Annotated in this window: 23 protein-coding genes; 9 read left to right on the forward strand and 14 right to left on the reverse strand. The window is 40.1% G+C overall.

Annotated features, from left to right (window positions below):
- The 4 genes from EZJ28_RS12715 (at window position 1) to EZJ28_RS12730 (ending at window position 4538) form a co-directional block, all read left to right on the forward strand.
- Window positions 1-756, forward strand: coding sequence for a sulfite exporter TauE/SafE family protein (locus EZJ28_RS12715; RefSeq protein ID WP_131398422.1), 756 nt, complete (start codon window positions 1-3; stop codon window positions 754-756).
- Between the two features lie 87 nt (window positions 757-843).
- Window positions 844-2586, forward strand: a complete 1743-nt coding sequence (locus EZJ28_RS12720; protein ID WP_131398424.1) for a GMC family oxidoreductase — start codon at window positions 844-846, stop codon at window positions 2584-2586.
- 11 nt (window positions 2587-2597) lie between these two features.
- Window positions 2598-3299 (forward strand): gluconate 2-dehydrogenase subunit 3 family protein, encoded by a 702-nt coding sequence (locus EZJ28_RS12725; RefSeq protein ID WP_131398426.1) that lies wholly within the window; start codon window positions 2598-2600, stop codon window positions 3297-3299.
- A gap of 570 nt (window positions 3300-3869) precedes the next feature.
- On the forward strand, window positions 3870-4538 hold the full coding sequence (locus tag EZJ28_RS12730; protein ID WP_131398430.1) for an FAD-binding oxidoreductase: 669 nt from the start codon (window positions 3870-3872) through the stop codon (window positions 4536-4538).
- Between the two features lie 5 nt (window positions 4539-4543).
- Here the strand turns inward: EZJ28_RS12730 and EZJ28_RS12735 are convergent, their stop codons facing one another.
- Window positions 4544-5302, reverse strand: a complete 759-nt coding sequence (locus EZJ28_RS12735) for a response regulator transcription factor (RefSeq protein ID WP_165499078.1) — start codon at window positions 5300-5302, stop codon at window positions 4544-4546.
- A gap of 228 nt (window positions 5303-5530) precedes the next feature.
- Between EZJ28_RS12735 and EZJ28_RS12740 the strand changes: the two genes are divergently transcribed.
- Together EZJ28_RS12740 and EZJ28_RS12745 are read left to right on the forward strand one after the other, a co-directional pair.
- Window positions 5531-5944, forward strand: coding sequence for a hypothetical protein (locus tag EZJ28_RS12740; protein WP_131398434.1), 414 nt, complete (start codon window positions 5531-5533; stop codon window positions 5942-5944).
- Window positions 5941-6135: a helix-turn-helix transcriptional regulator gene (locus EZJ28_RS12745; protein WP_131398436.1), complete on the forward strand. Its 195-nt coding sequence runs from the start codon at window positions 5941-5943 to the stop codon at window positions 6133-6135. The genes EZJ28_RS12740 and EZJ28_RS12745 overlap by 4 nt, the downstream gene beginning before the upstream one ends.
- Here EZJ28_RS12745 and EZJ28_RS12750 read toward each other — a convergent pair.
- Genes EZJ28_RS12750 through EZJ28_RS12765 form a run of 4 tightly spaced genes read right to left on the reverse strand, consistent with a single transcriptional unit; the run spans window position 6132 to window position 9195 of the window.
- Window positions 6132-6680, reverse strand: coding sequence for a GNAT family N-acetyltransferase (locus tag EZJ28_RS12750; RefSeq protein WP_131398438.1), 549 nt, complete (start codon window positions 6678-6680; stop codon window positions 6132-6134). The genes EZJ28_RS12745 and EZJ28_RS12750 overlap by 4 nt on opposite strands.
- Before the next feature lie 48 nt (window positions 6681-6728).
- Complete coding sequence (locus tag EZJ28_RS12755) at window positions 6729-7157, reverse strand: SRPBCC family protein (protein WP_131398440.1); 429 nt, start codon at window positions 7155-7157, stop codon at window positions 6729-6731.
- A gap of 25 nt (window positions 7158-7182) precedes the next feature.
- Entirely contained in the window at window positions 7183-7725 is a 543-nt protein-coding gene (locus EZJ28_RS12760; RefSeq protein WP_131398442.1) for a DinB family protein, read from the reverse strand.
- 33 nt (window positions 7726-7758) lie between these two features.
- Window positions 7759-9195: a serine hydrolase gene (locus EZJ28_RS12765; RefSeq protein WP_165499079.1), complete on the reverse strand. Its 1437-nt coding sequence runs from the start codon at window positions 9193-9195 to the stop codon at window positions 7759-7761.
- A gap of 258 nt (window positions 9196-9453) precedes the next feature.
- On the opposite strand from EZJ28_RS12765, the gene katG reads away from it, so the two are divergent.
- Window positions 9454-11712, forward strand: coding sequence for a catalase/peroxidase HPI (gene katG / locus EZJ28_RS12770; protein ID WP_131398446.1), 2259 nt, complete (start codon window positions 9454-9456; stop codon window positions 11710-11712).
- A gap of 156 nt (window positions 11713-11868) precedes the next feature.
- Window positions 11869-12759 carry a DUF1684 domain-containing protein gene (locus EZJ28_RS12775; RefSeq protein ID WP_131398448.1) on the forward strand — a complete coding sequence of 297 codons (891 nt, stop codon included), beginning with the start codon at window positions 11869-11871 and terminating at the stop codon, window positions 12757-12759.
- A gap of 17 nt (window positions 12760-12776) precedes the next feature.
- On the opposite strand, the gene EZJ28_RS12780 is transcribed toward EZJ28_RS12775, so the two are convergent.
- The 7 genes from EZJ28_RS12780 to EZJ28_RS12805 all read right to left on the reverse strand — a co-directional run bounded on the left by EZJ28_RS12780 (window position 12777) and on the right by EZJ28_RS12805 (window position 18779).
- Window positions 12777-13007: a DUF2892 domain-containing protein gene (locus tag EZJ28_RS12780; RefSeq protein ID WP_347562603.1), complete on the reverse strand. Its 231-nt coding sequence runs from the start codon at window positions 13005-13007 to the stop codon at window positions 12777-12779.
- A gap of 154 nt (window positions 13008-13161) precedes the next feature.
- Window positions 13162-13521, reverse strand: coding sequence for a hypothetical protein (locus tag EZJ28_RS12785; RefSeq protein WP_131398452.1), 360 nt, complete (start codon window positions 13519-13521; stop codon window positions 13162-13164).
- A gap of 247 nt (window positions 13522-13768) precedes the next feature.
- Complete coding sequence (locus tag EZJ28_RS12790) at window positions 13769-16054, reverse strand: nitric-oxide reductase large subunit (RefSeq protein WP_131398454.1); 2286 nt, start codon at window positions 16052-16054, stop codon at window positions 13769-13771.
- Between the two features lie 131 nt (window positions 16055-16185).
- Entirely contained in the window at window positions 16186-17076 is an 891-nt protein-coding gene (locus EZJ28_RS12795) for a catechol 1,2-dioxygenase (protein WP_131398456.1), read from the reverse strand.
- Between the two features lie 329 nt (window positions 17077-17405).
- Window positions 17406-17873, reverse strand: coding sequence for a DUF6169 family protein (locus EZJ28_RS12800; protein WP_131398458.1), 468 nt, complete (start codon window positions 17871-17873; stop codon window positions 17406-17408).
- An 11-nt stretch (window positions 17874-17884) separates the two neighbouring features.
- The gene (locus tag EZJ28_RS16210; protein ID WP_278248330.1) at window positions 17885-18010 is read right to left on the reverse strand and encodes a hypothetical protein; all 126 of its coding nucleotides are present in this window, start codon (window positions 18008-18010) and stop codon (window positions 17885-17887) included.
- A gap of 295 nt (window positions 18011-18305) precedes the next feature.
- Complete coding sequence (locus tag EZJ28_RS12805) at window positions 18306-18779, reverse strand: hypothetical protein (protein WP_131398460.1); 474 nt, start codon at window positions 18777-18779, stop codon at window positions 18306-18308.
- 687 nt (window positions 18780-19466) lie between these two features.
- On the opposite strand from EZJ28_RS12805, the gene EZJ28_RS12810 reads away from it, so the two are divergent.
- A complete protein-coding gene (locus EZJ28_RS12810) occupies window positions 19467-19820 on the forward strand; it encodes a hypothetical protein (protein WP_131398462.1) in 354 nt (117 codons plus the stop codon).
- A gap of 186 nt (window positions 19821-20006) precedes the next feature.
- On the opposite strand, the gene EZJ28_RS12815 is transcribed toward EZJ28_RS12810, so the two are convergent.
- A complete protein-coding gene (locus EZJ28_RS12815) occupies window positions 20007-20498 on the reverse strand; it encodes a hypothetical protein (protein WP_131398464.1) in 492 nt (163 codons plus the stop codon).
- A gap of 186 nt (window positions 20499-20684) precedes the next feature.
- Window positions 20685-21284, reverse strand: a 600-nt coding sequence (locus tag EZJ28_RS16045; protein ID WP_165499080.1) for a hypothetical protein, incomplete at its 5' end; no start/stop codon positions are given.

Genomic DNA, 21284 nt, shown 5'->3' on the forward strand with positions numbered 1-21284 from the left:
ATGCTGACAGAACTTCTGCCGTTTATATTCTTCTTTATTGCATTGTTCTATAGTTCTGTTGGTTTTGGCGGCGGTTCCAGTTACCTGGCCATTTTAAGTCTGGTACTTACCGATTTTTATGAAATACGATCTATTGCCTTAATTCTGAACATTTGTGTGGTAAGCATTGGTACTATAGTATTCATTCGTAATAATGTACTGAAGCCTAAACTGATCTGGCCATTTTTTATTTTCAGTATTCCCATGGCATATCTGGGAGCCCAGGTAAAGCTCTCCCAATCTGTTTTTTTTCTAATTCTTGGGAGTGCACTGATACTTTCGGGAATTTTTATGGTTTTAAGATTTGTGAAAACTAAACTGGAATCTCATGAATTTACCAATTCGAAAAAGTTCCTGCTTGGTGGAAGCATCGGATTGCTTTCCGGTATTTCCGGAATTGGTGGCGGAATTTTTCTGTCACCGGTATTAAACCTTTTAAAATGGAAGGATCCGAGAATCATTGCTTCTCTGGCTTCGGTTTTTATTCTGGTTAATTCCATAGCGGGGTTGATCGGGTTAAACGTTGCCGGGACCTTCCGGCTGGACTATGGTCTGGTGGGTAAACTAATACTTGCGGTCATATTAGGAGGAGGACTGGGGTCCTATCTTTCCAGTAAAAAATTCAACCTTAGAATTCTGGGCTATCTTACTGCTGGTCTGGTATTTTATGTTGGTCTTCGGTTGATATTGTTGCATTCTTTCAATATCAGAATATGAAAGCTGTATTCATAAAAAATTTTATTTTTTACTTTTATTTCATTAAAATTTTTAATTTAGAATTATTCTTTTTGAAAATTAAAATATATGTCCTTTCAGATAATAGAGCAGGCGCCTAAATATGACGTTTGCATAGTTGGTTCAGGTGCAGGTGGTGGAATGGCTGCCAAAATCCTGGCCGATAAAGGTTTTAAAATTGCCCTGGTAGAGGCCGGGCCAAATTTTGATCCGGCAAACCCGGAGCAGCGAACCCAGTTACGCTGGCCATGGGAATCACCCCGTCGGGGGGCCGGAACTATGAGGCCATTTGGTGATTTTGATATGGCTTATGGTGGATGGGAAATAGATGGAGAACCTTATACACGAGCGCAGGGTACCGAATTTGATTGGTTCAGATCCAGAATGCTTGGCGGGCGTACCAATCATTGGGGTCGAATTTCATTAAGATTTGGACCTCTGGATTTTAAAAGAAAGGATTTTGATGGTAAAGGAGATAACTGGCCAATTGGTTATGACGATGTAAAACCTTACTATGATAAGGTAGATAAGCTTATTGGTGTATTTGGAACCCGGGAAAATATTCCAAACGAACCGGATGGCTATTTCCTGCCTCCTCCAAAACCCAGGCTACATGAATTATATTTTCAGAAGGGAACCTCAAAGATCGGAATCCCAATGATTCCTTCCAGGCTGTCTATCCTTACCAAGAGGGTAAATAAAAAGAGAGCTGCCTGTTTCTATTGTAATCAGTGTGCGAGATCATGCTCTGTATATGGCGATTTTTCCTCATCATCTGTTTTGGTTAACCCTGCCATGGAAACCGGTAACGTAGACCTTTTTACCAATGCAATGGTGAGAGAAGTGATCACCGATGGTAATGGGAAAGCAACCGGTGTACATTATATCAATAAAGAAGATCTTAAGGATTACAGAATTAATGCTAAGGTGGTGATTCTTGCCGCCAGCGCCTGTAGTTCTGCCCGTATCCTGCTTAATTCTAAATCCGCTGTTCACCCGAATGGACTGGCGAATTCCAGTAATGTAGTAGGGAAATATTTACATGATTCTACCGGCTCTTCCAGAATGGCCTTTATGCCCTCCCTTATGGACCGTAAACGCTATAATGAAGATGGTGTGGGTGGAATGCATTTATATACTCCATGGTGGCTGAATGACAATAAGAATCTTGGATTTACTCGTGGTTATCACATTGAATATTGGGGAGGTATGGGAATGCCGGCCTATGGATTTGGTTTCAACATGGAAAATCTTAACGGGATGGTTCCGGGTATAGATGGACAAACGAAGAAAGCCGGAGGATATGGTGTAGAACTAATGAAGGATGTAAAGCGTTTTTACGGTTCCCTGGTAGGAATGGCCGGACGTGGGGAAAGTATACCACAGGAAGAGAATCGATGTGAGATAGACAAGGAAAAAGTAGATAAGTATGGAATTCCTGTTCTTAAGTTCCATTATAAATGGACCGAAGAAGAGGTGAAGCAGGCGGCCCATATGCAGGATACCTTTGAGGAGATCATTGGTAATATGGGGGGTGTCGCTTTGGGAACCAAACCAGGTAAAGATTCAAGCTATGGTCTTGAAAATCCGGGTAGGATCATTCACGAAGTAGGAACTACGCGTATGGGTTCAGATCCTAAGAAATCTGTGCTTAATAAATATAATCAGGCTCACGATGTCCCTAATCTCTTTGTGATGGATGGTGGCTCTTTTGTGTCTCAGGCAGATAAGAATCCTACGTGGACGATACTGGCCCTTGCCTGGAGAGCTTCAGATTATCTGGCCGATGAAATGAAAAAAGGTAATATTTAAAAGAACTTGTTATGGATAGAAGAGAATCACTCAGAACCCTTTTAATAGGAGGAGCGGGTACAAGTTTATTGTTAAGCTGTAAGCTGGATGAAGGTACCGATGTAAGTGAGTTAACCGATATTAAGGAAAAGACATTCGACTATGGGCGTACTCCGGAGGAGGAAGCCAGGGACGAAGCGCTTCTTGAACAGGATTTTTATACCGATGAGGAAATGAAGACCATTATCGTATTAAGCGATATCATAATGCCGGGTGAGGGTTCGGCAAAACCTGCTTCTGAAGTAGGCGTACCCGAATTCATTGAATTCATCACCAAGGATATTCCTTCACATCAAACGCCAATGCGTGGAGGCTTAAGGTGGCTGAAGAACGAAAGTTATAAAAGGTATGAGAAGGACTTCATTGATCTCTCACAGGAAGAACAGATCGCGATCATAGAGGATATTGCGTATCCAAATGATGTAAAGCCTGAATTCACTCAGGGAGCTCAGTTTTTTAGCCGAATAAGGAATCTTGTAACTACAGGGTATTTCACGAGTAAGGAAGGTATCGAATATCTGGGCTATAAGGGAAATTCGCCGAACGTGTGGGATGGAGTTCCTGAAGAAGTGCTCCAGAAGCATGGGTTGAAATATGATGATAAGATCCTTGCTCAATCCATTAAACCTGAAGAAAGAAACGATATTGAAGATTGGGCGAATTATCAAATTTAGAAGGCTTCAGTCTTTAATACGATCCTTTTTGCGAGTAGTTTTTCCTTGGATATATGATCATTATATCCAGCCTCTATAGCCTTCTGGTTGTCTCTGCAAATGAAAAGGCGGTCCGGGCAATTATGATTATGTCCTTATTGAACTCCCTTATTTTCTGGAAATCCAGGAATACGGTTCATATGCGTCATTATTACACGAAAAGTATTGGCAGGAAATTCCTATTTCAAACGGTCGCTCTCTGCCGCTTTCTTCTTGGCCAGGTTCAGTTCCCCGTTCTTCTTTTTTGTTTCGAGGTTCTCCTGTTTTAAAAGATTCTCGTGAGGAGTTCCGCGGTGCTGTTATCCTTATTCATGATAATTAGTCATGCAGAAGAAGCCAGATCTCCGGCTTTCTACTATTTGGACATAATTCCACGCTAAAATTTATCTTCCTGATTATTAAAGCATATGGATTTTATAAAACTACCTTAAAATCCTCTTTAATTCTCTTTACAAAGGGTTAAAAGATTAGTTTTTAATAGTTTACATATCATATCTTCAAAGAGAAAAGCCTAAATTAAAAAGAAAAAAAATGGATCATATAGTGAGAATTCAATCGGTGGGAAATGTAACTCATAATGTAAAACGATTCAGAACTGATAAACCTTCCGGCTATAGCTTCACTCCTGGCCATGCCACAGAAGTTTCAATAAATAAGGAGGGCTGGAAGGATGAAAAAAGACCATTTACATTTACCAGCCTCAATCAGGATCCTTTCCTTGAATTTACGATCAAGATCTATCCGGATCATAATGGGGTGACCGAACAGTTAGGGAAACTTCAACCGGGGGATGAACTTATTGTAAGGGATACGTGGGGCGCTATTGAATACAAAGGGCCGGGATATATTATCGCAGGAGGAGCGGGAATCACCCCTTACCTGGCAATTTTAAGGGAGCTTCAACGGGAAGGTGAGGTCAAGAACAATACCCTTTTCTTTGCGAATAAGACCGATAAGGATATTATCCTGCAGGATGAACTTGATGCCATGCTTGGAGAAAATGCCAAATATATAATTACAGATCAGGAAGATACAGATTATATAAATGCCTATATAGATAAGGATTTTCTGATCAATAATGTTGAAGATTTTGACTCACGGTTTTACGTATGTGGTCCGCCTGAAATGACCAAACAGATCAGTGAGATTCTGAATGAGCTGGGTGCGTCTTCAAATGCGGTTCAACTGGACGACCAGTAAACAGATTAGTTCATATCGAATGCGCGGACATATTTGACCACTTCAGCAAGTGATCTTATCTCCAGTTTTTTTTTGATGTTTTTCCAGTGGGTGCGAAGTGTCTGAACAGATATATACAATTCATCAGCTATTTCCTGTTGTTTCAGGCCCCTGGAAAATTCTACAAGAATTTCTTTTTCCCGCTTCGTTAGTTTTGAATATTTCTCAATATTCGTTTTGATGAATTTATTTTCTTCTATAAGGGTATTAAACGATTTAATGGTGTTAAAGATATCTCCCGAAGGCCTCCTTATCTTTATAACAGAGTTACCATCTTTGTCTATACCCTCGTATGAAATAGCCATTTCTGCATCATATTCTTTTTGAGAATGAGTTTCCTCCAGCCATTCACGGGCCTCCTCTTCCGAAGCAAAGTGGTTGTGATTTATTTTGGAGTTTTCTTCATCAAAAAGCCTTATAAGGCTTAAGTGCACGAGTATGTCCTTTCCTACCACAAAAGCGGCTTTCTTATTCCCATATTCAATACAGGGAATATTCACATTCTTTTCTACCCATTCGTCTAGCTCTTTGTTGAGCGGGAGGGTAAAATTTTGCTGAAGCCAAAGAGACTGGCTAGGTCCATACTTTTTATACAGTTTCGTAAAATTGAGTAATTCCTTTTTTAAAACTTCATAACATTCCGGGGAAGACTTCCAGAATTGAACAAAGCGATCCTTATCCCTTTCAAACTGAATGACCAGATAATCACTTTCGTAAATTTTCATGCGCTTATGCTTTTCCATTGAAGGCATACTCAATTTCTATAAAGGACATGAAATTTACTAAGAATATTCAATTTTAAGCGTATTTACTACTTTTTTTTAATAAATCACCGGAGTGAGTTTTAAAACTGTCGGGTTAAATTTACTAATAGTAAATAAAACTTGACATTTAATTTTTTTATTTTATATTTGTGTAAAGTTTACTTTACTATTAATCAAATGAAATTTACTATGAAACATCAGAATGAAACTTTAACGGCCAGGTGCAAAAAGAATACTGTCAACCAGGCTATCTGGACGGTGTCCTGGCTAATTACCATGGCATTGGTGGCGTTTGGCCATAAGTATTTATGGGATTATAATACGACCTTATCGGTCATTTTTATTGCGGTAAATGTCCTAATTGGGATAGGGATGATTGTTGCCAACATCAGATACATTAACGCACTTGATGAGATGCAAAGAAAGATCCACCTTGAAGCTATGGGGATTTCTCTGGGAGTAACCATCATTATGGGTCTTGGTTATTCAATGCTGGATATTACCAATGTGATCTCTTATGATGCCGAGATTTCACATCTCGTGGTTATTACTGCACTCACTTATATGGGAGGGATATTTATTAATAACTTCAGGTATAAATGAAAAATAAGATAAGAGTTCTAAGGGCGGAAAAAGAAATGACCCAGGCCAGCCTGGCTGAAGAGACTGGTGTTTCAAGACAGACCATAAACGCTATTGAAAAAGGTAAATTTGATCCCAGTTTACCTCTGGCGTTTAAGATCTCCAGGTTGTTCGGAAGGTCAATAGAAGAAATTTTTGAATATGAATACTAAAGTCTGTTAACATTCCCTATTTCATAGCACACACAGTGTTCCAGGCGTTTAAGATTTTTTAAAAAAGGATGATTAAAATCGGTAAGCTTTTGCATGCCGATTTTGATCATAACCTGGATTGATCTTTCATTGATAACGGGAGCTATAGATCTTATCTTCTCGATATTCAATTCATTAAAACCATAATTGAGACAGGCGTTAGCGGCTTCGGTCGCAAAACCCTGCCCCCAGTATTCAGAATCCAGTCTCCAGCCTATATCGATGCACGGAGTAACTTCAGATTCAAAACTTTGCTCCGCGAGTCCGGTAAAACCTATGAACTCTCCCGTCTTCAGTTTTTCCAACGCAAAATAGCAGAATCCTTTCTCGATGAACATCTTCTTCATCCTGTTGATGAAGCTTGCAGTATCTTCCCTGTTTACTACCGAAGGAAAGAATTCCATTACCCGTTTGTCTGAATTGATCTTATAAAGCTTATCAATATCAGCTTCCTGCCAGTTTCTGAATCCCAGCCTGGCAGATTGGAAAATATATCCGTCTTTCATTTCTTAAATACCGGGATTTTGGCAGTGAGAATAATCTAATCTGAACTGTCAGGAAACACCTTCGGCATATTTCCTAAAGTTGTTCAGGATGTTTTGCCAGCCGGTCTTTTGCTGTTCCAGAGAATGGGTTTCTTCAGCCTCGAAACTCTCCGTGAGTCTCGTTCCATTTTCATGAGGCGTGAATTCCAGTCTTACAACCCGTCCGTCGTCAAGGGAGTATTCAAGAAGCCTGTATGGCTTCACTTCTTTATAAGTACCGGAAAAATCAAATCCCATGCTACCGTCCTTGGCTTCCATTCTAGTCAGCAGTTTCCCACCGGGCCTAAGGTCATTTTCTGCCCTGGGACAATGCCATTCGTCTGAAGCGAAATTCCACATGGTAATATGCTTAGGATCATTCCAGAGTTCCCAGACTTTTTCAGCCGGCAGCTTAAGATCTGTTTCCACCTGTAAGCTTGTTCTTGGTTTTTTATTCATCTTGGATATTTTAAGTGGAGTGTGATTATTGCGGGAGAATGTTCAGGATCTCTTTCGCCTGATTATAATGCCTTTCTTCGTGGGTTATAATGATATCAAAAGCCGTTTCCAGTTTGTACACAATGTTCCTGTTGGCGGGAGAAGATATCACCATATTCTGATGGATGAAATCATCAGAATCTGAAATATATCCTTTAAGCTCTTCCTGGTTTGCCTGAAAATCCTGCAGGATGCTTTTCGCAAAACTGTCTTTTCTCGGTTCCCATAAAGAAAATGTTTTCATCTTCCTGTTTCGTTCCGGCTCTACAGATTTTTTGATCATCTTCCCGAAGAATGAAACTACAAAACCAAACCTGGCAATAAACGGCAGGTCCTGTTTTCCTTTTTTAAGTTTTTCGAAGATTGGAAAATACGATCGGTTAAGCTGAATCAAATGATCTATATTCTGGGCTATGCTCCAGGTGCCCGCATCCGGTTTCCAGTTCAGGTCTTTTTCGCTCAGGCCACCAAAACTCTCCATGAATTTTGCAGTGATTGCGTCTATACGGTTTAAACCTTTTTTCTCCATCAGCAATATGTGAGGTGATATATATTCATTTAATTACGGGTTAATTTTCTCGGAGTAATTCCCATGACTTTTGAACCTGATAATCTGCCCGCTTTCGTCCCGCTCGAAGACAAGAGTCTCTCCCAGTTCCTGGTCATCCCTTATTCTCCTGAAAGTGTCTCCTTCAATATGTTTATAGAAAGTAAGATCTTCCTGTGGATTATCACTGGGCAGGGAAAGCAGCACGAGTTTTGAACCCCAGGGAGATACATAAGCCTCACTCCACCATGGTTGAGCACTAAAATATCCGGCATATTCTGAAAGGTCCTTTTCGGTTTCGACTGATTCATTTTCTTTGGAAGATTCAACCTTGCTCATGATCCCATTGATCCCATTAATATATTTTGAAGGATTGGTTCCGCTGGCATTGATCATGACAGAAAAAGCCCGTTTATTTTTGAGATCTATTTGCAAAGCCGAGCGGTAACCGGGACAACTCCCCCCGTGGCCTACCCAGGTGCCACCATCCGGGCCTTTGTATACTGCGAAGCCCAGTCCCCAGGTTCTCGTCCAGTCGGGATCGGTCCAGTGTACATTCTGCATATATTTCAAAGTAGAGGGCTTTAATATCTCTGTTTCTGTGGTATCCCTTAATCGTAACTGCCACGAGGCGAATTTCCCAAGGTCTTCTACATTTGAAGTGAATCCGGCAGCCGGGGTTATTCCGTTAGCATTGAAAAATTTCACCTTTTCGCGCTCGCCGGCCCGGGTAACGGAACTGTATCCGATAGCCAGCTTTTCCCCGTATAATTCCTTCGGCATTTCAGGACGTGTATCTGAAAGTTCCAGTGGCTCCAGGATATTTTTCTTTACATATTCGTCATATGGTACCCCCGAGATCTCCTCAACGATCTCTCCCAGCAATGTTAGTCCCAGATTACTATACTGAAAATAGGTGGAAGCCGGATATAGCGTTTCCTGATCTCCCAGTTTTGAATCTATTTCCTCTTTGCTGGGAAAAGGGAAATCCGGTCCTGTCCAGTAAGGATATGCGGCCTCGCGCGGTAGACCTGAAGAATGTGTTAGTAACGAACGTATGGTTATGGGACCGCTTCCGGAATATTTTTGTCTGAGTTTGTAGGCAGGAAGTATATCGTCTACCCTGTCGTCCAGACGAAGTTTTCCCTCGTCGTAGAGTTTCATAACTGCCACGGCTGTAAAAAGTTTGGATATTGAACAGATGCTGCAGATGGTGGAAACCTGAGCTTTAAGATTCTCTTCCATATTGGCCAGTCCAAACGCACCAGACCAGAGCAGTTCCTGATCGTCAATTACCGCAGCGGTAATCCCTGGCAGGTTTTCAAAATCTTTCTGTGCCTCCAACCAGACTTCTGCAAGTTTAAAGGCTTCAGCATAGTCTTTTTTGGCTTTTTGGGAATGGGAAAAGTTGAAGACAAGGGTACAGAGTAGGACAAGATAAATTCTTTTCATAAAAATAGGAGTTGAACAATTAATACATCCTGGATCAGATTTGATAATTATTTGGTTGTTGAATTTAATTATTTTCTGGTTAACTCCTTTTAAGAAGCTACAAATTAAGCTGAGAAAAGACCGGTTCATCATAAACTGAGAGGAAAAACCGGTCTATAAATTTTACCTAACTAGCATAGTTTATAATTATTATAAATTAATTCTTATAAGAAAATATTATCGTATTTTTAATGGAATAATTAACTAAAACTATCCAACATGGCACAAAACAATCATTCGAACAACTCAGATAATCATAAGGTTTGGGAGGTAAACGAATCCAGCAAATGTCCGTTTATGGGTGGGGCCACAAAATTCACCGCCGGGAGTGGAACTTCCAACCGTGACTGGTGGCCAAATTCATTGAATCTTAAGATACTTCGCCAGCATTCTTCCCTTTCCGACCCTATGGGAGAAGACTTCAATTATGCGGAAGAGTTCAGGAAACTCGATCTGAATGAAGTAAAAAAAGACCTTTTTGATCTTATGACCGATTCCCAGGACTGGTGGCCGGCCGATTACGGTCATTATGGTCCGTTCTTTATACGTATGGCCTGGCACAGTGCAGGTACTTATCGTATTGGTGACGGCCGGGGTGGAGGTGCTTCAGGTTCCCAGCGATTTGCACCTCTTAACAGCTGGCCGGACAATGCGAACCTTGATAAGGCCAGACTCCTTCTGTGGCCTGTAAAGCAAAAATATGGCAAGAAACTTTCATGGGCCGATCTTATGATCCTCGCCGGAAACTGTGCACTGGAATCCATGGGCTTTGAAACCTTTGGTTTTGGAGGTGGAAGAGAAGATATATGGGAGCCGGAAGAGGATATTTACTGGGGTGCCGAAGGTGAGTGGCTGGGAAACAAAGAGCGTTTCGCTAAAGGAGATAAACTTGAAAATCCGCTGGGAGCAACTCATATGGGACTCATTTATGTGAACCCGGAAGGACCTAACGGAAATCCCGATCCGGTTGCGGCTGCAGATCATATACGCGAGACTTTTGGACGTATGGCCATGAACGATTACGAGACCGTAGCACTTATTGCCGGGGGGCATACTTTTGGAAAAACCCATGGAGCGGCAGACGCCGAAAAATATGTAGGAGCCGAACCGGCAGGTGCGAGTTTAGAAGAGATGGGACTGGGCTGGAAGAACAGCTTTAATAGCGGTAATGCCGAAAACACCATTACCAGTGGTATTGAAGGAGCCTGGACCAAAACTCCTACCAAATGGAGTATGAACTTTTTTGAGAACCTATTCGGTTATGAATGGGAATGCATAAAAGGTCCTGGTGGAGCCTACCAATGGCAGCCTAAGGATGGGGCCGGTGCAGGTACGATACCAGATGCCCATGACTCCTCTAAAAAGCACGCGCCATTTATGCTTACTACCGACCTTTCGCTGAGAATGGATCCGGAATATGAAAAGATCTCAAGACATTTCTATGAGAATCCTGATGAATTTGCCGACGCTTTCGCACGGGCCTGGTATAAGTTAACTCACCGTGATATGGGACCGGTAAGCAGGTATCTTGGACCGGAAGTTCCGGATGAAGAACTGATCTGGCAGGACCCGGTTCCCGCAGTAGACCATGAGCTGGTTAGCGACCAGGATATTGCCGATCTTAAGACTAAGATCCTGGATTCAGGACTTACGGTTTCACAAATGGTGATCACCGCATGGGCTTCGGCATCTACTTATCGCGAATCAGACAAACGAGGAGGTGCCAACGGAGCACGTATCCGACTTGAGCCTCAAAGAAACTGGGAAGTGAATAATCCGCCGGAATTACAGAAGGTGATACAGAAACTGGAAAGCCTGCGTGACGACTTTAATAACTCACAATCCGGTAACAAGAAGATATCTCTTGCCGATATGATCGTGCTTGCCGGGAGTGCAGGAATTGAAAAAGCGGCTAAAGATGCGGGACATGATATAACTGTGCCATTTACACCCGGTAGAACCGATGCTTCTCAGGAACAGACAGATGTTGAAGCTTTTGAACCGCTTGAACCTCGTGCCGATGGTTTCAGAAATTATGTGAAACGTCAGGAAAGTATTACTACTTCGGCAGAGGAAATGCTGGTAGACAGGTCTCAGCTGTTAAATCTTACTGCACCGGAAATGACAGTACTGGTTGGAGGTATGCGAGCGCTTGGAGCCAATTACGATGGTTCAGATCATGGAATTTTTACAGATCGTCCGGGAGTTCTTACCAACGATTTCTTTATGAATCTGCTGGATATGAACACTACCTGGAAGGCCACCTCAGAAGACCAGCTGGTTTTTGAAGGCCGTGACCGCAAATCTGGTGATGTGAAGTGGACAGGGACCCGTGTTGACCTTATCTTTGGTTCCAACTCAGAACTTCGTGCTCTGGCAGAAGTATATGGCTGCAAGGATTCACAGGAGAAATTCGTGAACGACTTCGTTAAGGCCTGGACCAAGGTAATGAACAGTGATCGTTTTGATCTGAAATAAAGATCAGCTTAAAAAGAAAAAGGCAGCCAATGGCTGCCTTTTTTATTTAGATCCCGTCCTAATATACTTAGCCACTTTCAAAATACGAGATGCGGGTGATACTTAGAATAAAAAATCTTTAATTTGGCCAACCAGTTCATTACAGATCCAGTAAAAATGAGAAATACCTGTTATATTCTTTTCCTGTTTTTCCTTGTGGGTTGCCAGGAAGAAAGGAAATTCTTAATTGACGATTCTTATAAGGAAAATCATACGGAGTTTAAAAAGGAGCTGCATGAAGAACAGGTTTATTACCTGAGCATCGTGGATATGTTCAAACTGGATTCAGCTTCTCCTAATACGTTTGGTTCTGCTGAAGAAAATAAGTTCCGGTTAAAGGATTCCACTGCACCAGGAAATTTTGGGGCTATCATCTTCGAAAAGGATTCTCTCATTTTTAAGGCCGCTCCAGATATTCAGGTGAAAACAGAAGACGATTCCGTTATAAAAGAATACAATCTCCTTCATCTGGACCACAGAGGTCATTCAGAGGTGATGAGATACCAAAACTACAGCTGGTATGTGAACTCACTGGAAGATGTGAAACTTCTCAGAATTATGGATTCCCGGAATCCGGAGATCGATAAATTTCCGGGGTTTCAGACCTATGAGCTCACTCCGGACTTCATTTTTGAAGGGCAGCTGACTTATTATGAATCACCTAAGCTCATTGAAATTCCGGTGAGTTACGGTGGCACAAGAGAAGCCGAATTTATAGGTACAGTAGAGTTCCAGTATAAAGGAAAGACCTATTCGCTGGATTTTATGAAAGGTAATTTCATCATGTTTGGAGATAAGACGGCATTGACTGAGACCTATGGTGCCGGCAGATATCTTGAGTTTACTACCAGTGATAATAAAACTACGATCCTCGACTTCAACAGGGCTTATAATCCGCCGTGCAGTTACAGTTCTTTTACCACCTGTGCCTATCCACCCGAAGAGAACTGGCTGGATTTCGCGGTAAAGGCAGGAGAGAAGGAGACACTAGTGGATCAGGCTAACTGAGTACCATACCAGAAAAGTCAAACCGCTTTTCTAGTTTCACTCCCTTTTTTGTTAGTGTGGATGCGAAAAGGCTTGTAGAGGGGACAAAACCTGATTAAACTGGTTAATACAAAAATACCAGCCAGTATTAACAAGATGATCCCTAATGTTCCCTGTACTACGTTGGTTGCAAAAAGTACTACGAATATTACTGCCATTATTAGCCTTATGATCCTATCGGCTTTTCCCATATTTTTTTTCATGACCATGAGTTTTATATGATATACAGCCTAAATTTCTGATATTGAATTGGATAAAAATGTGATAAAGGTCAGCTATAACGCGATTTATTAAAAAACTCATTCCGGCATACGGTATTCAGGTTCAGGTGAATGGCTCTAAGAACACTTGAAATTATTTATTCTATACGGGTTGTGAAGGTTTATTGGTTTTCTTTTTGATCCCGTTGAGAAGAATAAGAAGGCCCAGGATGGCTATAGGTAAGCCCAGTAACAGTGTCATTAGCCCTTTCTCCCATACCAGGAAGACCATATACCACTGTATGGAATACCAGATAAGGAAAACGATTCCCGCGATCACTTTCTGCTTCCATAAAAGTATATAACCAACGCCAAAGAGACTAAACAGGAAATAACCGGTAAGTGCACTGGACTCCGTATAAAGCTCGGCACTTTCTACCATTAGGAATATGATATAACCCACCATGGCCATGGTGGTTATGATCTTTAAGGTCAGGCTGTAATTCTCAATTCTGCTTCTCATGTTTTACTGTTTTAAAGCCATGAGCATTTTCGTCAAAGTAACTGTAGTAGATATGGTGTCCTGTAAATGTTTGCCCTCTTAAGTTAATTAAATTATTTCAAAAAACGCTATTTATTTCCAATGTTCGGCCTTAATTTTTTTAATCTAAGTGCCTGATCGATCAGTTTATACAAAAAAATAAGAGGGGTGAAAACACTTCACTCCCTCTTATAAATCAACTAATTAAAAATTAAAAAAACCTCGATTATTATTCCACTTCTTCGAGCACTTTCTCTTCCTTTTTTACCCTGGTTTCCTGAGCCAGTTTCTTCTTACTGTTCAGGGAGAATACGAACCATACGAAAGACACAAGACCTATGGCAAAGATCGTATCTCCAACGGCGCGTAACCATCTAAGGGTATCCATTCCCGGTTGCTGCATGAATTCGGCAGAACGTGCATACCACATTCCTTCATTTACACTGGCTACCGTTTGTAAAAGACCTATAGGCAGCACACTTAGCAGTACCATGAGGATAAGGCCAATATTGATGCTCCAGAAAGAGAACTTCAGTAATTTCTCGTTCCATACCTGTTTTCTGTACATACTCCTAAGTACGAACATCATCAGTCCTATTCCCAGCATTCCGTAAACTCCGAACAGGGCGGTATGTGCATGCACGGCTGTGGTATTAAGTCCCTGCATATAGTAGAGGGCGATAGGCGGATTAATTATGAAACCGAATATACCCGCGCCCAGGAAGTTCCAGAAAGCAACTGCCACCAGGCAGTAAATAGGCCATTTATAATCCTGTATCCATTTGGTCACCTTGCTCAACTTATAGTTCTCATAGGCTTCGATACCAATCAGTACCAGAGGTACTACTTCCAGCGCACTGAAGGTAGCTCCAAGTGCCATCACCGCGGTAGGCGTACCGCTAAAGTACAGGTGGTGGAAAGTTCCCAGGATACCGCCTGAAAGGAATATCACCGTTGCCAGTAACACATTCAGCGTGGCGGTTTTGGTACGCAGTAATCCCAGGCGTACGAACAGGAATGCTCCCACAACGGTTGCGAAGACTTCAAAGAATCCTTCAACCCAAAGGTGCACCACCCACCAGCGCCAGTATTCGGCGATGGCCAGGTTGGTTTGTCTTCCCCACATTAAACCGGCAGCATAGAATAATGCGATGGCGGCAGAGGAGACCAGGAACATCAGTAAAAGGTTCCTTTCAGATGTCTTTTTGCGTAATACCGGTAGTAATGGTCTCACCATTAAAGCCAGCCATAAGAACAGACCTACAAGCAGGAATATCTGCCAGAAACGGCCAAGATCAACATATTCGTAACCCTGGTGCCCGAACCAGAAGTTTTCGGCAAGTCCTAATTTCTGCATTACACCCATCCACTGTCCGGCCATAGAACCTGCTACGATGATCAACAGACAGATGAACAGGAAGTTCACTCCCAGTTTCTGGAACTTTGGATCCCTGCCCGAAACTGCCGGTGCAATATAAAGTCCGGTTGCAAGCCAGGCCGTGGCGATCCACAGGATACCAAGCTGTACGTGCCAGGTTCGGGATATAGAATACGGAAGGATCTTCGCCAGGTCTAGCCCGTAGAACCCGTCTCCTTCAACCCCGTAATGCGCAGTGATCACACCAAAACTTACCTGTACAAGTATCAGGGCACTAACTATCCATAGATATTTTTTTACCGCCAGCATGGACGGAGTGATGGTTTGTCTCATCAAAGGGTCTTCCACCGGTAACTCCGGTGTTTCTTCCTCTTTCATTTTCGCATGATAGAACACCATGACGCCTATCCCGAAGAGCAGGAGAATGATACTGAACCCGGTCCAGATAAGAAGGTCACCGGTTGGTTTATTTCCAACAAGGTCTTCCGGGGGCCAGTTGTGCGTGTAGGTCACGTCGCTTCCAGGTCTCTCGGTCACCGTTGCCCAGGATGCCCAGAAGAAGAAGTTGCTCATCTGTCGCATTCTGTCCTCATCCTTTATGGAGTTTTTCGGAATGGCATAGAAGTTCCTTAATTCGTCCAGCTCAGGGTTCTCCATAAAGAGGCCCTTGTAGTATTCGTTTAGATTTTCGATGGCTTCGGCCCTGATCTCCGAGATGGTGATCGTTCCCGAGGCTTCATCATAGGTGTTATTTCGCAGTTCTTCCTGCAGCCTGCGTTCAAGCGCGGCCTGCTTTTCACTGCTCAGGTCTTCATATCTTTCCCCGTTTTCCGCTTCAGACCACTTATTGAGGATATACAGTGACTCCCTGTGCAGCCAGTCTGCGGTCCAGTCGGGTGCGGTATAGGCACCATGTCCCCAAATAGAGCCGACTTCCTGTCCGCCCATGCTTTGCCAAACGTTTTGCCCGTCCAGGATATCCTGGCCCTTAACCACGATCTCTCCATCGGGTGTTACAATGTTGGTGGGCCTTGGCGGGGCTTTCTGATAGATCTCAAAACCATAATATCCCAAGACCGTAAAGGATACGAGCATTACCAGTCCAAAGGTGATCCATAGCTTTTTTTCCTTGCTCATTTCTGTGTTCATTTAAAGGTTAGCACAAAAATGACAAATAGCCTTTTTCTGAATTATGATGAAAATCATATTTCGGATAGTTTTGTCCGAAATTTTAATAGAAGGATTTCCTTAAGGTAAATATTGCCTGTTCAATATTTTAGGAACCGGGTGCCTTTCATTTTTCTAAGGCCCGACCTGTCTTCGGGGTAATCCCACAGGCTGATTGCTACCAGTGCTTCGGCCTTATCATTAAAACTAAAGACTGCCTTGTTCACTCCCTTCGCGGCCTCAAAAGTATTGTTGCCCCTGTAGCTTAGCCCTTCCATTATCTGCCCGTTGATTCGCATCATCAAAAGGTTGTTGTTGCGGTAGAACTCGGCTGTTCCGTTCTCCAGTTGATACAGCCCCGAAACCTTTTTGAAGCCCTCGTCGCTAAGCTGAAATGCCTTGCTCATGGTAATATCGAACTGCACCTGGTGTTCGCCGCTGGCGGTCTTACTGATGGGCAGTATACGCTGAATGGCTTCCGGTGAACTGGAACTGGGATCATCCTTTAGGTGGGGATCATCCTTGAAATATATCTGGGTGATAAGGTCCTGGTGCTCGGGATTGGAGATACGCATATGTATGTGCGCGGGTCTCCAGCCAGACCCTGTATTATATGGCGGCGGCAGGATGGTATTAAAGGAATAGTAACCATCGCTTTGAGTCTTTACCGCGCCCCTGAACCTGAACTCGTCAGAGGTATTGTCGTATACCCTGTCTGCATCGCACTGCCAGGCCTCTACAAGCACTCCTGCGAGGGCTGTGCTGCCATCATCCCTGAATATCCTACCGGTAAGGTGGGCTATGGTGCCATGTACCCCGGGAGGAATAAGATCGCTGCGCATTGGAGCATTGGGACGATAGAATGGCCCCAGGATATCGGATGTGGTTGGCGTATTGCCTTCAAAGTATTTCCCGTTCCAGCTTATGGAACCAAATGCGGCAATACTGAAGGCCGTCATGGAGGTGGTGGTGATAAATGATCTTCTTTTCATCTCCCTGGATTTTAATGATGAATATTAAACACACGGCAAAGAAGATCTTGTGGAGAAAGGGATAAGGAATTTAGCGAAATAATCCGGATAATCCTGTATGCTTTGTTTTTCAATTTCCGGGGAATCCACGGGGAGGCTTATTGTTTCCTTACAGTTTTAAAGTACTGTTAAACCTCCTGCCTAATTTAATTGTAGGAATTACCTTGCATTTGTCGCCCCTCGAATACCCCAAATCAAGGCTGGTGACAGGGCTGCATGCTGTTATGGTGTGTGGCCTTTTTATTGGGATACTATCAAATTGAAGTTATACGATGTTGGCAACAGTTTAATTATTGCTTCTCTTGTTGGATAGAGTCTATGGTCAAAATAATTTCAGGTTCAATTAAGTCTGAATTATAGATGGTTGTATCGTATAAAAAAGTTAGTGTATAGTCTTCTGAACCTTCTAAACTAATATCATATTTTATCCAATTTGGAGGATTTTTGAGTGAAAACCATCTTGAAAAAAGTCTCCTTCTGAAAGGGTGCTTTAAATCTAAACTGTCACATATGTAATGTAAAACTATATGATTATTCTCATCTAAAAAGTCAGTAATAATCGTTAAAATGGTAGAAGAAATTTTTGCATCATTTCTACCTTTTTTATTATCAATTTCATTAAAATCTAATGAATAAAGATTATCAAGAGGGTAACTTTCAGTACCCATCTTTCTAAAAGCAACATAATAAGTTAATCCACCATCAGTCTCAAAAAGAAAAAGAGGGTCGGAACCCTCTTCTATAATATAATCGTACATCTAAATAGACATTACTTTTCTTTTGATTTTTTAATTCTTTCAACTATCATTTTTCTGTATTCTTTTTTAGAATCAGATAGCTTTTTAATTACTTCTAAAGTATTTTTATCAGCTTTGATTGTGGTTGAATGTATCATAATGTGTTATTTACTATGCAAATATACAAGAAGCATACCTATTTATAATTAGTTATAACAAATTATTAATTTATAAAAAAGCATCAAAACTATAGACATAATTTATAGAAACTAAAACTCTCATAGTTTAAATTGTTGCCAACGGTTTGCGGTTATCGCAAGTTGCGGGAGTAGGGACGCGAACTTGTCGGCTTACCGTTTTTTTTCTTGATTTCTAAAATTACACTTTTTCCGGAATACCTGGAATTTGAGATGAACCGCTGTTATATACTGTGGCTTAACTAAATTTTTGTTTTTACAAAGCCTTTAAAACTTGACTGCTTAATTCTTTATCTGAATCCTTTAAAAATATTATTCTCGGACCGAAACTATTATAAATTCCTAATAATCCATATTCTTGATTGAATAGTAATGGACCTGTTCCGTCATCCATATATTCTTTTAATTCATAGAAATAAAATTCTTTATCCGATATAGCCGGAAATGATACTGGATTATTATTATTATTAGATAGTTCAAATTCATCTGGTCCGAAAAAGATTTGATTTTCTTTAGTAAAATTTAGAAAGACAGTTTTAGAAGTGTCTTTTTTGCTGACATATTTATAAGTTGAAAAACCTTTCTTTTCTTCAATTTTGAATTCAAATATTTCTTCTTTAGGATTATCTGAAGTATATATAAATGCATTTCTTTCAATGTTTTCTTGCTTATTTTTATCAGAGCAGTTTATGAAAGTCAGAAAAATTAAGAGAGATAGTATTCTTTTCAAATTTATGTTTTTTAGTCAGCTTATTTCTTTGTTGGCTCGCTGTGGCCATTGTATATAACGGTTACGGTTATCGCAAGTTGCGGGAGTAGGAACGCGGACTTGTCGGATTAACCATTTTCTTTCATGGTTTCTAAAATTACACTTTTTACACAAATACCCGTTATTTGCGATGAACCGATGTTAGGCCGCGTTTTATCACACGAATTTTTTTAGGTGTTTTTATTTCTATAAAGATCCATCAGATATTTATGATTCCTATATTCTTTGATACTTAATCTAAAGTAAATAATTAAAGGAAGAATTAAAATGTACTTGTAGTAACTACCATAATTACTGAAAAGCTTATCTATATTCCAATTTACAAAATATAGATGTATAATATTTAAAATAATTATTTCAAATACTATTGCTAAGAGTATAAGTAATGACCTATTTTCCCATTTAATCATTTGATCTTTATAAAATTTAATGTTCTTATTGATTTTTCTAATATCGCTCATTCTCTGAATATTAACTATTCAAAATTACTACCTGATATGAGAGAAATAATCAATTAATAGTGTTAGTTATCAACGTTATGGAATAATATAAATACTATATTGTCAAAAAAAACAGGATAACCCCCATAGAAATGCTTTAATGTGAGTATATAATGGATATATTATTTTTTTTGTTGAAAACTATTTTATGAAACTTTACATTGTCAAAGGTTATCGCATCGAAAAAAGGAATAATGATCTACATAAGCGTGTAGATAGCTTTGTCGGTTATTTTACAAACTTGAAGGAAGTTTATTCTTATTTTGAAAATGGAACTGTAAGTTCTTACTCCACTGTTGCAAAAGCGATTAAAAGAAAAGGATCATTTCAAGTTTTTAGTTCGAAGTTTCTCTTTAAAAATAAAACTAAAAAGTTTGAAGAAATTAATATATATAGAGTAGAAACGAATGAATTATATGAACATCTTCAATTCATTAATTTTCAAAAACAGATTAAAGAGGAGATTAGTGAATTCAATTTTACTAAAAAACTTCTTCAATAAAATGAGGCCTAACGGTCTCGGTTATCGCCAGTTGGCGGAGTAGGGGACGCAGATTTGTCGGCTTAGTATTGGTTTGTTGGTTAAATTAATTATTTTCTTTCAAACGCTGCCGTTTATTGGCGATTAACCGTTGTTGTGAGCTGGCCATTAGTCGAAATCTCTTATTTAAACCTCGTGATTTTAATTCTAAAAATTCGTTTGTTTAAAGTTTTTCAATTTTACTATTGAATAAGCAGCTAACCCTATTAAAACTAATATTTGGGAAATTGTAAATCCGATATTAAACCAACCGTAAAAGGTTAAATATTCTCCTATTTCTATTAATGTATTACCTGATGAATATTCTGCATAAAGTCCAGAAAATTTATTGGTTAAAGGGTAAAGGATCAGAATTACTGTACTTAAAATTATTAGAAGATTTTTAGGAAATTCATCAAATTGAAGTACCTGTTTATTTGAATTTTTATTAATCTTTTTTACTACTAATATTGCTATTAGAGCGTATATAGAAAAGGTCAATACGGGAAATATATAAGTCATAACATTGTATGAAACCTTTAATTCTGCTAACCCGAAATACATCAAGTGAATGATAAAGTATATAATACTATCAATTGCTGTTACAAAAACAAATCCGAAAATAATCCATAAGATTATTAAGGTTTTTTCTTTATCCATTCGGTCTTTTTCTATTAGTTCGATTTTTTCTTGGCTTGCTCACAACGGTCTCGGTTATCGCCAGTTGGCGGAGTAAGGGACACGGATTTGTCGGCTTAGTGTTGATTTGTTGGTCAAGTTAATTATTTTCTTTCTAACGGTGCCGCTTATTGGCGATTAACCGTTGTTGGCAACTGGCCGATTAGTTCAAATTTTATTCAAGAACCTCTTATCATTTAGATTATATTCATTTTCGTCGGTTCCTAATTTTTTCAAGTACCAAAACCTTAATCTATCAGAACAATCTTCGTAAGTATCAAATCCTGAAAATCTGTATCTAAGAATTTTGAATGGTTTTCTAGAATTTGAATTATAGATAAACGCATTTCCAATGAAGTCGATGCTATCTTCAGGTTTAGATCTATATTTATTAACCACTTTATTAATTAGTAAGCCTGCTTTAATTTGTTCTCCGTCTACTGAATAAAATAAAGTGTCAATAATTGTTTTACGATATTCAATATCCAAAGGCAGATTTATTGACCAGTCTCTTTCTATTGTATCGTGATATGTTTTCCCATTAAAATATCTTAAAGCTAATTTTGATGGTTTATGGACTGTTCTAATCTCAATTAAACTATCAATTTCATTTTCAATTATTTTTTTATCGTTCAAGTATTTTTCCTGATCGATATTTAGATTGTATTCAAATTCCTGTGGAGTTGTAGTTTCTGTTAGTTCTAATTTTAAATTATTGATTTTACTTGAAATGAGAATTAGTGCAAATGGTGAACTAATAAGTATTAC

It is taken from the genome of Gramella sp. KN1008, assembly GCF_004332155.1.
GTDB lineage: Bacteria > Bacteroidota > Bacteroidia > Flavobacteriales > Flavobacteriaceae > Christiangramia.